Here is a 12,938-nt window from a genome sequence, read left to right as displayed (position 1 = left end):
CTATATTATTTCGGCATTTTTGCATGCCACCCATCCCACCTTATCTTTGGCAAAGCGGATTTTCATGTAACTATCTTTTTTCTCCAGCACCCGAACCCGGGTACCGGCATGCAGGTCAAACAAGAGGGTGGCGTTATCCATGGTTCCGGAACGTACACCAGCCTGGTCCGCAAGAATAACAGCCGTTACATCCGAGTTAATCCGGTTGTATTCAAGGCCCGCAGCCAGGGTTGTGCCGGCAAAAAGCAAAAAAATAAAAATGCCGGTCCCTGAAAAAATCTGCCGGCCCTTTGCCTTTTGAACCGTTGCCCAGATAAAAAACGCAAAAGAGAGTAAAATGGCGGCATACTGCAGCCATTTCAAAGAAACCAGGCCCTGCCAGAAATAGAGGATGCTGGAAAAGGAAAACCCAGGTTCTTTTTTATCTTTTAAAAGGCTTTGGGCATAATCCAGATTAAATTTCAAATCCGGGTCTGACGGTGCAAGCTTTCTTGCCCGCTCATACCAGAGGATGGCCCGGCCTAAATCCTTGCTTTTCAAATATGCATTACCGGTATTATAGAAAAGATCCGGATTATTCACGCGGGTTTCAGCAATGGACTCAAACTGTGCGGCAGCAGCAGCATAATCCCCGGCCTTATATGCACGCACCGCATCCACAAACACACCGGCTTTGTCTTTTACGGCGAGCACCTGTTTTGGGGCGTTGGCGCCGGCATGCTCCTGGGCAGCCATGCCCGTGCCCCGGGACATGAAAAGGGATAGACCCACACAGGCCACAACCATAAGCGTACGGATCAGGGCTGCCACCTGGTCCAGGCAGGTTCGGGCGGTGTCCGCATCCATGGGTCTCCCCCCGAAACGGGCCGCGTCCATGGTATCCATCAGTTGGGTGACCTTGTTTACGGTTTCCGGGTTCCGGCCGCTGTGGGACAGAATCTGCCGGACCTCATCCCGGGTCAGGCTTTCCCCTCCTTTGCCACCCCGGGCCAGGACAGCATAGGTAAGCGCGGAAGACAGAACCGGCAGAAAACCGGGATCATCAGAAGATATTTTCCGGGCTTTTTTTAGATAATTCCATGCTTTTTCAAGGTATTGCGCCTCCAGGGGCTTTTCCCTGGCGCCCAGGCGTATGGCCGCGCTTGCCACCCCAAATCCTAAAGCCGGCAGGCAGACCAGAAACGCAAACCAGAACAGGGAAAGAGAGGGCCGTGAATGGATGCTTGCAATATCTTCTTTAATATCCAGAATATCTCTGTTCTGCAGCTTAACCTCGAATTTTTTGTTCTTGGGTGCCATTGGCGTTCCTGGACCCGTATTTGCGGCAGGTGCACCGTCCACCACAGTCACAGGGCCACCCGGCTGGACATCAAGGGTTAAAGGGGTTGTGGTGATGGTTTTATACGTCTTTGAATCCGTATCAAAGAATACCAGACAAAGCCCCGGAATAACCGCCTTTCCCGGCACAGAGGCGACCAGGGCCTGCTTGAACACTTTATGTCCCTCAAAACCCTGTTCAGTGACCTGTACATTCTGGGCCGGGGTGTCTTCATACACCTTGAACCTGCCCCTATCCAGGTTCAGGGCAGGCAACGCCGCATCCATAATATTGCCCGTACCTTCAATAATAACGGTCAATGTGGCGGATTCGCCTGTTTTAACCGTGGTTTTGTCCAAAGCACTTGACATGGAAAATTTTCCCACAAGGCCTGAAAAGGGCTGATCGCCTTTATATTCCGGCAGCGGGGAAACCGTCAGGTCCACGGAATTGGATACCACACGCACAGGCTTTGCCGGTGTGGTATCAAAAAAGGGATCACGGAAAAACGAATCATTGAACAGGGAATTAAACGGATCACGTTGTCCGGCCCGCTGCATGGGCACCTGGGCCACAAAAACAGCAGGAGGAATGGTAAACTGCCCGGGTGCATCCGCCTGGACCAGATATTTTGCCTCATTCACCATAAAGGTCCGGCCATTGATGGTCCGGGAGTACTTGGACCAGTCCGTCAGCTGCTTGGCGGTAAGGCCTTCGAACCGGGGAGGATCAAAGGAAGCGCCCTTGATCTGTTTTGCCACACACAGTTTCAGGGTATACACAGTCTGCTGCCCCGGCACGATCCCGTCGCTGCCCAGGGAGGCTTGGGCAAAAAAATCGCCCTTGTCATCATCGGTCTGCACTGAAGGTTCCGACACCAGGATTTTAATCTCCCGGGTCAATACGGATTCGCCGTCCCGGACACAGGTGATGGGCGGAATGGTCAGCACACCGGTTTTTAAAGGGACCAGCATGTACCGGTATATGACCTGATGGCTCCATGTGCCGTTGATATAGCTTCTGCTGGACTGGGTGCCGGCCGGAGTCACCTGGAACCCGGTTATGCAGGATGTATCCACCTGGGCCTCACCGCTGTCCACAATCACCTGCAATGACACAACATCCCGGGGCGTAATACGGGTCTGGTCCACCTGGGCCGTGGCGGTAAAGGCAAGGGCAGTGCCGGGCAGGCAGAAAAGCAGCACGGCAATTGCCCAGCCTGCCATATAATAGGTTCGGATCATCCTAGTGAGATTACCAGTCTTTATCATTGTTTTGTACTCCGGTTTGGGGCATCAAGGCCATGCCGGGTTTATCTTCCAGGCGGTTGAGACGGTTTTCAAGCATTTTGGACTGCACCTGCTGCATGTGATCCTGTCCCTTCTGCCCTTGCCCGGTTTTTCCTGCCTGGACCTGGGATTCCTTTGCTGACAGATCCTGATTTTTCTGATCCTGGTTCTCCGGGAGCTGATTGGGCGGCTGGTTATTTTTTCCAGGGTTAGTCTGCCGATTTATATCTTCCTGATTTTTCTGGTCCGGATTTTTCTGGTTTTGGTTATGATCCTGATCCTGTTTGGGGGACTGATTTTTTTGATCCTTGCTGCCCTGCTGGTTCTGGTCTTGATCCTTGTTTTGCTTGTCTTTATCCGGGTTATCCTGATCTTTCCGGTCGTTATCCTGCTGATTTTGCTGCTGCTGTTTTTGCGCCTCAAGTTTTTTCTTTACAAATTCAAGGTTTTCTTTGGCCTGGGCATCATCGGGAAATTCCTTGAGCAGGGTCTGGTAATCCTCAATGGCCTTGTCCAGATGATTTTGACGGTAACGGGTGTTGGCAAGGTTATACAGGGCATTGTGTTTAAGTTCCCTGTCCGTTGCATTCATTGCCTGGGAAAAGTTGGATTCAGCCAGGTCATATTCGCCGGCTGCATAGGCAGCCGCACCGATATTATAATAAAGACGAGGGTCTTCCGGGTTTTCAAGCTGGGCCTCAATAAAATGCTTTTTTGCCTGCTGGAACTGCTTGTTGTCCCAGGCCTGCATGCCCTGCTTTACCGGGGAGGTCCATAATCCGGCCCTGGCAAAACCCGGTGTCATAAGACCCATGGCAATGGCCAGGCAAATCAGTGACCGTCCGTTTTTTACGCCTGATTTCCGGCGGGGCCCCCGGGGAAAGCAAGCTTCAGCAAGCAACAGCAGTACACAGGGAAGCAAGGCCCACTGGAACCGTTTCTCCCAGACCTTTTTGCGGCCCTGGGTCAGCGCCTTTCGCTCCATGGTGCCCAGGATATCTCCGGAATAGATCTGTTCAAGGTCCATGTCCCCGGCCACGGACCGTACATACCGGCCCTGGGTCATGGCAGTAATTTTTTTAAGCATGGTTTCGTTCACTTTTGACAAAATGATATTGCCTGCGGCATCTTTTTTAAATCCCCCGCCCTTGGCCGGAATCGGGGCACCGGCCGGGTCCCCTACCCCAATGGCGAAAATGCGGATTTTCTCCTTGGAAAATTTTTCCACCACCTGGGTCAGGGCGGCGTCATCACCGGCTGTATCTTCACCGTCGGTGATGAGAATGATGGCTTTTCCTGCAGTGGATGAAGGATCGAATCCGTTGTAACAGGTCCCGAGGGCTGCGGTCAAATCCGTGCCCCCCACCGGCAGATAATCAGGGTCCAGGGCATCAAGGAAAATTCCGAATGCATTATAATCCAGGGTTAACGGGCATTGCAGCACCGCAGCCCCGGAAAAGGCCACAAGTCCTGCCCGGTCCGAATGCATCAGCCGGGTCAGATCAATGATCTCCCGTTTAGCCCGGGTCAGCCGTGTGGGGGATACATCCTGGGCCAGCATGCTGCGGGAGCAGTCCAAAGCAATCATGATGTCCACCCCTTTCTGGGTGGTTTTTTCCCAGCGGTACCCGGCCAGGGGGCCTGCCAGGGCCACAATGGCAAATCCTGTGGCAAGTACGGCCAAAACCGCTTTTGCCCATTTGGGGCCATGGGAGAATCCGGGCAGGATATGGTCAAGCATGGAAACCCCAGCATACCGGGCAAGAATTTTTTTATGCCGGAAAATTCCATACACCAGCAATCCTGCCAGGGGCACAAGCCCCCACAGAAAAAACAGAATATGCGGATGGTCAAATTTCATATGTATATCTTTTCAACTCCTCAAGGCAGTTCCAGCAGTCTTGTGCTGCCAAGAACCAGACACCCAAGGTAAAGCAGCAGTCCCGGGACCAGGAACAGGGCATAAAGCTCCCTGTAATCCACCCATTTGTCCATCTTCACCGTTGTCTTTTCCATTGAATCAATCATTTTATAAATGGATGCAAGGCTGTCCGTGTCCTTGGCCTTAAAAAAGGTGCCCCCGGTCTGTTTGGCAATGGAATCAAGGGCATCCCAGTCCATGTCCACCTGGCGGTACACATACTGCTGACCAAAAAGCCCCTCCACAAGGAAAGGCGCCTTGCCCCTGGAGCCCACGCCAATGGTGTGGATTTTTATCTTTCTCTGGGCCGCGATCCTGGCGGCCTCCTGCCAGGAGAGCTCCCCGGCATTACTCTTACCGTCGGTGAGCAGGATAATAATGTTTGATTTGGCCGGAATATCTTCCAGGCGTTTGAGCGAAATGCCCAGGGCATCGCCAATGGCGGTGCTGGGTCCGGCCGCACCGATCTTCAAATGGTCCAGCATGAATGCAATGGTGTTGTAGTCCCGGGTCAGCGGCACCTGGGTAAAGGCATGGGTGCCGAACACCACAAGGCCGATGCGGTCCCCTTCCCGTTTCATGATAAAGTCGGAAACCACCCCCTTGACCGCGTCAAGGCGGGTGACAATCTTGTTGTCGCGTTTGAAATCAAGGGCTTTCATGGATCCGGACAGATCCAGGGCCAGCACAATATTCACCCCTTGGGTCTCCACATTGATCTTGCGCTCTCCGGCCTGGGGCCGGGCAAGGGCAATAATCATCAGGCTTAAGCCCACCACCTTCACCAGGGGCATGAGACGGGCCCCCAGAACAGCGAAACTGAAAGGCACCCGGGAAGTACCGGTCAGGCTTGACACCCGGAGACTGTGGCCCGAAGCGTTGGACATCCATTTAAATGAAAACCGTTTTGTATGTCTGGCCGTGTGAACCAGCAGCCAGATCCAGGGCAGGATAAGCAGCAGCAAAAACCAGGGAGAGGCAAATCGAAACATCAGGCATCCTCCGCGTCGCTTCTGGTTGCCGCATCTGCCACAGCCTGTTCAATCCGGGCCACAAGGCTGCCGGCAAGGGCCAAATCCTGCTGCATCCGCCCGGCATCCAGGGAGGCCTGGGCAGCCAGGGGCATGTAGCGGATGGGATCGCACTGGTCCTGGAACCGGATCAATTCTGTTTTAAGCCCTGGATCCAAAAAACGAAGTTTTTTTACGGCCCTGGCCATCTCCTGGGAGGTCATTTCGGAACAATTGATTTGAAACGTGCCAGACACATAGGCTTTCACAATACGGCCCAGTTCAAAATAAAAAATTTTGGCATCCGTGCCAAAGCCAGCCATGCACTGTTCCAGATCCCGGACTGCGGTTTCATATGGAGAAAGCAGGGGAAGGGCCAGGGCCTCTTGTCTCTTATGCTTTCTTTTTTTAAGCCAGTACCGGACAACCAGGACAATCAGCGCACAAAGCACCATTGCCCCGGCAAACCAGAGAAGCCCCCGGACCAGTCCCGGGTCCAGGCCTGTCATCACCGGAGGCCGTATGTCATGAATATCGTCAAGCATCAGCGCCTGCTCTCCCGAAGCATGAAATACCGGGTCAACACGTCGGATACACTGTCAGTGGTGGTGATATCCACAAGATCCACCCGGGCTTTGGTAAACACCGACTCTGTCAGGGTATGAATTTTGAGCCGTTGATCCGTATACCATTGCCGCATCCTTTTACTGCCTGCATCCATCAGCGTCTCTTCCCCGGTTTCAAAATCCTTTACCCGCACAATACCGGCAAAGGGCAGATGAAAGGCGCCTTCATCAAACACACGCACGCCCACCACCTCATGCCGCCGGTTTAAAAGGCCCAGGCTTTTTTCGTAGGAAGGACTGAGATAATCGGAAATCACAAAAGCAAAACAGCGTTTTTTGCTGATTTTTGCCATGAAATCCAGGGCACAGGCGATATCCGTGCCCACGCCCCTGGGCTCAAAGGTAAAAATCTCCTTGATCACCCGCCAGATATGGGCAGAACCCTTTTTGGGCGGGATATATTTTTCCACCTGGTCCGTGAAAAAAACCACCCCCACCTTATCATTGTTTTTAATGGCGTTAAATGCCAGAACCGATGCCAGTTCCGCCACCTTTTCAAGTTTGCTGCCCCAGTGGGTGCCGAAATCCAAAGATGCGCTCATGTCGATGAGCAGCATGACAATGGATTCGCGCTCCTCCCTGAACAACTTGACAAACACCTTGCCCGTACGCGCCGAAACATTCCAGTCAATGGACTTGACATCATCGCCCGGGGCGTACTCGCGCACCTCTTCAAATTCAATGCCCGAGCCTTTGAACACAGACCGGTACTGTCCTGCCATCAGGGTGTTGACGGTTTTGCGGGACTTTATATGAATCTGCTTGATCTTTTTTATAATATGGGCAGGAATCATTCCATGATCACCTGTAACAATTTATTCTGTAACCATTTTTTATGGTACTTCCACGGAGTCGAACAGGTCCGCCACCACCTGCCCGGTTGAGATCTCTTCGGCATCGGCCTCAAAGGAGAGCAGGATTCTGTGGCGCAGCACATCCGGTCCGGCAAGTTTTATGTCCTGGGGCGTAACATAGGCCCGACCGGCAAGAAAGGCAGTAACCCTTGCGGCCTTGGCCAGGAAAATGGTTGCCCTGGGCGAGGCCCCGAACTCGATGTAATGGCCTGTCTGCATGTTGCTGGATTCCGGGTTTCGTGTGGCAAAGATCAGGTTAACGATATATTCTTTGAGTTTTTCATCCACATACACCTGATCTACCAGGCATTTTAATCCGGCAAGCTCCTCACAAGAGACAACGGGCAAGATCTCTTCCACGGCGGAAAAGCTTGTCTTTTTAAGAATTTCAAGCTCCTGGGCCCGGGTAGGGTATTCCACCAGCACCTTGAGCATGAAGCGGTCCACCTGGGCCTCGGGCAACGGATAGGTCCCCTCCTGCTCAATGGGGTTCTGGGTGGCCAGCACCAGAAAGGGGGAAGGCAGGGCATAGGTGGTGTCGCCGATGGTCACCTGTTTTTCCTCCATGGCCTCCAAAAGTGCAGACTGAACCTTGGAAGGGGCCCGGTTGATTTCGTCGGCCAGGATAATATTGTTGAACAACGGGCCCTTGCGGGTGATAAAATCCGTGGTTTTGGGCCGGTATATCTCGGTGCCGGTCAGATCCGCAGGCAAAAGATCCGGGGTAAACTGAATGCGTTTGAAATCTGCCTGGACAGCGGCGGCCAACGCCTTGACCGCCGAGGTTTTTGCAAGGCCCGGCACCCCTTCAATGAGTACATGCCCTCCGGTGAGAAGCCCTGTCAACAGGCTGTCCACCAGTTTTTCCTGGCCCACCAGGGCTTTGCCCACCTCACTGCGGATACGGTTCACCAGAAGATGGGCTTTCTCGATCTGCTTTGTGATTTCTTCCATAACGTACCAATCCTTTGTACTGCTGCTTTTGACCATTATTTCGGGGGCCGCAGAAAAGGCCCGGCCCTGAACGAACAATATTTTTCGTCCTAATATAGTGCGCGCAAATGTGGTGTCAAATGACAAAAAAGTTATGTTCATTCTCTTCTACCCCCAATGTTGTGACATATTTCAGGACAAAGGAGGCATTTTAAGAGGAAAATTACATATTGATTTTTCCCAAAAAATTTTATATGAACTTCAGAACACTTCTCTTTGTAAAGGACCGTGCGGAGCTATATTTCCAAGCCAAGCAGGCTCTGACATTCCTTTATTGTTCTAAAATTTCTTTACCGTTCTTGATCAGGCAAAATGGGAAAATTCCATAGTGGTGCCAATGCTGCTGTGCCCATGCAGGCCCTGAACCTAACCACATTAAAATTTGTTTAAATAAGTTTCCGGCCAAATTTGAGCTTGTATGGAGACCGTAATCTGATAATTTCAAGATTACCCATCCCTCCGACAAGATATCGGCATATGCAGTTTCCTGACTGTTCCAACCAACCTGTCTGATTTTTACCCAATCCCACAGTTCAAATTCCTTATACTGACTACCCTGATCTGTGTTAAAGATTTCGGGTGTAGCAATATCCAAAGCCTGTTCAGGGCATCGATGCAAAACGTATTTTCAAACGTATTGCTGGGTCTCCAGGACTTTGAACTGACAGATCTGCTTGTACAATTCATTTATTAAGTCTTCATCATCATTCTTTGTCTTTTTTCTTTTTGTTGAAAAAATTTCCGGCATGTCTTTCTGAGGCTGATAAAACTATCCCTCCACAGATTCCCTGTGTCACGAGGATGGGGCACTCCGATTTTTTGTCCCTGTTTTACCACCCTTTACACGAGGAGGTCATATGATCAGAGCGCCTTAGTAAACGTTAAATGGTTATCCGCGATAAATCACACGCATGCACAATATACTAAACGCAACGAAATAAAATGACTGTAATAAAGGAGAACAAAAATGGCGAATCTATACTTTAACAGATACCCGATGAATGTTGGCCCCAATGAAAGCGTCACTTCAACGGATCCAGTTCCTGTTGCATCCACAAGCATTCTTACGGTTCAACCCACGAATATTGCCGCAGAATACCAGGTCCAATACGGATCCAATTTCTTCTCAAAAAGTATTCCCTCCGGAACACCGATCCCTTATCCCATGTCCAAGGAATGGAACAGCAATGCCGTTACCATCAAAAATCTGAGCCAGAAAAGTGAAGGCGAGATCTTTGCCGGGTACTTTGGCATGCCGGAATATGTGGACCGCCCGGTTACAAGTGCAAACCTTGACCAGTATCAATTGTGCAGTATTAAGACCACCACAGCCCCCATGACCCTGAGCCTGACCAACCGGACTTCCAACTCCGTGCTGGTCGCGGTGATTCAAGGCGGAAGCCAGCCGAATTTTATTGCGCTGAATACGCCTTCCGATACGCTTCCGCCGGTTTACCAGGATGTGCCGAATTTTGTAAGTGTGCCCGGCAATAACTGGAGTGTTGACCACAACTGGTACGGCGCCACACTGACGGTTATCAATCTGTGCCTTACCACGGTGGGAGACACTGTCATCGAAGTCACCACGGCTTAGTGATACTGCGTCGGATATTATTTCACCCGGAAAATCCAACCGTCTAAATTAACCGAACCTAGGAGATTGAAAATGGCTAGTGTATACTTTAACAGGCCCCCAATTGAGGTCGGCCCCAATGGAAGCGTAAGCTCAGATAACCCTGTTCCTGTGGCGTCTACAAGTATTTTTACCGTTCAGCCTACCAATATTGCAGCCAATTACCAGGTGCAATATGGTTCCACGTTCTTTTCAAAACCGATTCCTTCCGGAACACCGATCCCTTATCCGATTTCCAAGAAGTGGGACAACAATGCCGTTACAATTAAAAATCTCAGCCAGGCCAGCGAAGGAAATATCTTTGTGGGATATTTTGGCATGCCCGAGGTTGTCACGGACCCTGTTTCCAGTGCGAAACTGGGCCAGTATCAATTGTGCAGCATCAAAACCAAAACATCACCCATGACCCTGAGCCTGACGAACCGGACTTCAAATTCATTGCTGGTCGCAGTCATTCAGGGTGGAAGTCAACCCAATTTCATTGCATTGAATACGCCTTCTGACAACCTTCCTCCCGTCTATCAGGATGTCCCTAATTTTTCAAATGTAAGTGGCAATACCTGGGATGTAACTTATAACTGGTATGGTGCCACACTTACAATCATCAACCTTTGCCTTACAACTGTGGGTGATACCATAGTTGAAGTACATACCGCTTAATCATAACGTGTCAACGGGTAGTTCCCCATACCTGTAATCAGGTATGGGGAACTATTTTGTCCGGCATGGTCGTATCAAATCCAATCTGTCGTTTCATTCGCCTTATTATGATTTTGGCATTCGCTTTTTTTGAATCTGAGGAAGTTAATTTTGCATTAGTCGGTTTCTTACGTTTAGGAATGAGCACGAAATAAGATGCCCAATTAGAATCTTCAAACGTAGAACCTACAATGGTCGCTTGTTTTGAAATGGGCAAGTTATTTAAAACCCATTCCTTAAAAAACAAATTCTGTTAACTCCGTATAAAGGTAAAAGAAAATGAGAAATTCTGATAATGATTGGCTTGCATCTCGCCAAATGGAAATCCCTGGTGTGATTTCTGCCGTTCAACCTGATCAACCACAACCTTTAGCTGTGTTTAATGATCGTTTGTACACTGTAATCCTTGACTCACACTCATTGATCCTTGCCTGGACTCTTGACGGAGAAGCATGGGTTGATGCCTATGCAAATTTAGAAAATATTCATACCGACTGCTCTCCCGGTTTAGCCGTTTTCGATGACAAGCTGTATTGTGCATGGAATGCTGGTCCGGAACAAGGAATTGGGTATGCGGTCTATGACGGCGAGACCTGGGGCCTTTCTCAAAAGATACCAAATACCGAAAATTGGAATAATGATCAATCTCCTTCCCTTGCAGCGGACAAGAACAGTCTGTATTGCGCATGCCTGGAGCCGGGAAAAGAACAGCACATCCATTTGCTGTGGACAAATGACGGTAAAAAGTGGATTGAAAAAGAAGAAGCCGTTTTGACGGGTATTGGTACAAAACTGGCGCCTTCAATTGCCTGTTTCAATAATGACGTATATTGCGCCTGGAATGGCTATCATAATGAAAGTGTGTTTTATTCTTTATTTGATGGAAAAATTTGGTCTAACCAGTCAAAACTGGAAGGACTGGAAACTGATGGACGTGCATATCCGCCTGTTTTGCAAAATATTAATCAGAAATTGTATTGTGCAAGAGCCCGCAGCAACCTAAGCATTAACCAAGTCGGAATTGTAATTTTACACAGCGGCGAAACCTGGCAAACCCAACCCAAATTGAACCTGAGCCATGAAATATCAGGCCTGGCACTTGCGGGATTGAAAAAACGACTGATTTGTACCTGGGTGGATACCAAATCAAAAACAACCAATCTCTCTTTTACATTTTCTGATAAATTACATTTTCCTGAAACCATTTCCTACCCGACATCTGAATTCCAAGACAAAAGTGTCGGACCGTGCATGGTAAGTTTCGACGAGCTGCTATACTGTGCCTGGGCTGAAAAAGGGGGAAAACTTTCGTCCATTCAGTTAATCTATTCGTCTGATGGCCTGACGTGGGAAAAAGCTGATGCCCTCAATTCTGTTAACATAACCGGTGTTCCATCATTAGCAGTATATAACGGAGAACTATGTTGTGCCTGGAACGACACAAATGGAATCTCCTTTAGTACATTCTCAAAAAAAACCTGGAGCAGTCCGCAAAATATTAAAACACAAAAAAAGATAATCAGAAATCAGTCACCGGTGCTGGTTGTGTATGAAAGCAAACTCTTTTGCATTTGGACCAACAGCGACTCCCGGATCAGTTTTGCTTCACGCAGGGAAGATACCGAATGGAAATACTATGATTTGTTGGACATCAAATCTGTAAAAACAAGTCTTCAACCATCAGCAGCAGTATTTGGAAATTTATTGTATCTCATTTGGAATCAGGAGAACACCAGCATCAACGCTTCCTATTTTTCACTGCCGAACCATGTAAGCACTGTGCAACAGATCACAGGATCGCAGGTTTTCGATCAGAACAACTCATGTTTACGTTCTGAACCTCCTGTGCTGATTTGCACAAATAACCGCATGTATTGCAGTTATAAAGTAGAGATAAACGAAAAACCATACCTCAATATTTTATGCTCGCTGAACGGATTGGAATGGGAAACAGCGTGTTGCATCCCGCTTTTAAAAGAAACCGCTTCCACTCAAAATAATACTACAATGGCCTTTAGGGGGGCTCCGTCCATGACTTCTTTTCAGGATAAGCTGTATTGCGCCTGGAACAGTTATGAAGAAAGTTCAATCATATTTTCCTCTGCAACGATATCAGAACCTTGGTCTGTTAAGTACATTAGCACTTCGGAACCCGGGGGGCTGCAAGTTAATGATTTCGTCGATTTCTCTGAAAACAGTACACCGGGAAATGTGGGGGTTTGTCTTTCCGGAGGAGGATCCCGTGCAGCCATAGCAGCAATGGGAGAAATTCGCGGATTAAAGTATCTCAGTAAGCGCTTAATAAACCACACCTTGGCAAGTACGGTTCGTTATGCGATATAAAGAGGACCTGCAAGACTGGGCATATCGAGATAGTGAGGCAACAAGGTTTTGTAATCATCCTTGATTATAAGTATCGAGGAGTTTTTCCAGAGGGAACAAAGATACCAGTATGGTTAAAGACTATTTGCTTTGGCAGTTTCAATTAGGCTGTAAATGCCCCACACTGGCAGTGACTCAGGCGTTACAGAAAAGTAAGCGCGAGATTAACCGCATTTTGTATGAGGCAGCCTATTATGAGATACAAGGAGGACC

At 49.3% G+C, this 12,938-nt stretch carries 10 protein-coding genes; 3 read left to right on the top strand and 7 right to left on the bottom strand.

All coding sequences use genetic code 11. The features are described 5' to 3' along the window. From Q366_RS15305 to Q366_RS15275, 7 genes are all read right to left on the bottom strand, one after another. Positions 1–2,589 carry a BatD family protein gene (locus tag Q366_RS15305; RefSeq protein WP_035240593.1) on the bottom strand — a complete coding sequence of 863 codons (2,589 nt, stop codon included), beginning with the start codon at positions 2,587–2,589 and terminating at the stop codon, positions 1–3. Beyond that, a complete protein-coding gene (locus Q366_RS15300) occupies positions 2,573–4,468 on the bottom strand; it encodes a VWA domain-containing protein (protein ID WP_035240592.1) in 1,896 nt (631 codons plus the stop codon). The genes Q366_RS15305 and Q366_RS15300 overlap by 17 nt, the downstream gene beginning before the upstream one ends. 20 nt (positions 4,469–4,488) lie before the next feature. Further along, on the bottom strand, positions 4,489–5,520 hold the full coding sequence (locus Q366_RS15295; RefSeq protein WP_035240591.1) for a VWA domain-containing protein: 1,032 nt from the start codon (positions 5,518–5,520) through the stop codon (positions 4,489–4,491). Continuing rightward, positions 5,520–6,083 carry a hypothetical protein gene (locus Q366_RS15290; RefSeq protein ID WP_035240590.1) on the bottom strand — a complete coding sequence of 188 codons (564 nt, stop codon included), beginning with the start codon at positions 6,081–6,083 and terminating at the stop codon, positions 5,520–5,522. Before Q366_RS15290 ends, Q366_RS15295 begins: the two co-directional genes overlap by 1 nt. After that, positions 6,083–6,958 (bottom strand): DUF58 domain-containing protein, encoded by an 876-nt coding sequence (locus Q366_RS15285; RefSeq protein ID WP_035240589.1) that lies wholly within the window; start codon positions 6,956–6,958, stop codon positions 6,083–6,085. Before Q366_RS15285 ends, Q366_RS15290 begins: the two co-directional genes overlap by 1 nt. A gap of 39 nt (positions 6,959–6,997) precedes the next feature. Further along, a complete protein-coding gene (locus Q366_RS15280) occupies positions 6,998–7,972 on the bottom strand; it encodes an AAA family ATPase (protein WP_035240635.1) in 975 nt (324 codons plus the stop codon). Positions 7,973–8,282: 310 nt separating this feature from the next. Next, positions 8,283–8,606, bottom strand: coding sequence for a hypothetical protein (locus Q366_RS15275; protein WP_156968190.1), 324 nt, complete (start codon positions 8,604–8,606; stop codon positions 8,283–8,285). 372 nt (positions 8,607–8,978) lie between these two features. Between Q366_RS15275 and Q366_RS15270 the strand changes: the two genes are divergently transcribed. The 3 genes from Q366_RS15270 to Q366_RS15255 all read left to right on the top strand — a co-directional run bounded on the left by Q366_RS15270 (position 8,979) and on the right by Q366_RS15255 (position 12,686). Further along, positions 8,979–9,605, top strand: a complete 627-nt coding sequence (locus Q366_RS15270; RefSeq protein WP_035240587.1) for a hypothetical protein — start codon at positions 8,979–8,981, stop codon at positions 9,603–9,605. A gap of 72 nt (positions 9,606–9,677) precedes the next feature. Continuing rightward, positions 9,678–10,304 (top strand): hypothetical protein, encoded by a 627-nt coding sequence (locus Q366_RS15265; protein ID WP_035240586.1) that lies wholly within the window; start codon positions 9,678–9,680, stop codon positions 10,302–10,304. Positions 10,305–10,622: 318 nt separating this feature from the next. Beyond that, positions 10,623–12,686, top strand: a complete 2,064-nt coding sequence (locus Q366_RS15255) for a hypothetical protein (RefSeq protein WP_035240584.1) — start codon at positions 10,623–10,625, stop codon at positions 12,684–12,686. The last annotated feature ends 252 nt before the right edge of the window (positions 12,687–12,938 follow it).

Origin of the sequence: Desulfobacter vibrioformis DSM 8776 (genome assembly GCF_000745975.1) — a bacterium.
Classification (GTDB): domain Bacteria; phylum Desulfobacterota; class Desulfobacteria; order Desulfobacterales; family Desulfobacteraceae; genus Desulfobacter; species Desulfobacter vibrioformis.
Note: the sequence above shows the minus strand (reverse complement) of the source record. Positions and strands in the feature narration are given on the sequence as shown.

Excerpts from the sequence above, each read along its gene's own strand:
- Q366_RS15305 (WP_035240593.1), bottom strand. The coding sequence starts at position 2,589 with ATGATAAAGACTGGTAATCTCACTAGGATGATCCGAACCTATTATATG.
- Q366_RS15300 (WP_035240592.1), bottom strand. The coding sequence starts at position 4,468 with ATGAAATTTGACCATCCGCATATTCTGTTTTTTCTGTGGGGGCTTGTG.
- Q366_RS15295 (WP_035240591.1), bottom strand. The coding sequence starts at position 5,520 with ATGTTTCGATTTGCCTCTCCCTGGTTTTTGCTGCTGCTTATCCTGCCC.
- Q366_RS15290 (WP_035240590.1), bottom strand. The coding sequence starts at position 6,083 with ATGCTTGACGATATTCATGACATACGGCCTCCGGTGATGACAGGCCTG.
- Q366_RS15285 (WP_035240589.1), bottom strand. The coding sequence starts at position 6,958 with ATGATTCCTGCCCATATTATAAAAAAGATCAAGCAGATTCATATAAAG.
- Q366_RS15280 (WP_035240635.1), bottom strand. The coding sequence starts at position 7,972 with ATGGAAGAAATCACAAAGCAGATCGAGAAAGCCCATCTTCTGGTGAAC.
- Q366_RS15270 (WP_035240587.1), top strand. The coding sequence starts at position 8,979 with ATGGCGAATCTATACTTTAACAGATACCCGATGAATGTTGGCCCCAAT.
- Q366_RS15265 (WP_035240586.1), top strand. The coding sequence starts at position 9,678 with ATGGCTAGTGTATACTTTAACAGGCCCCCAATTGAGGTCGGCCCCAAT.
- Q366_RS15255 (WP_035240584.1), top strand. The coding sequence starts at position 10,623 with ATGAGAAATTCTGATAATGATTGGCTTGCATCTCGCCAAATGGAAATC.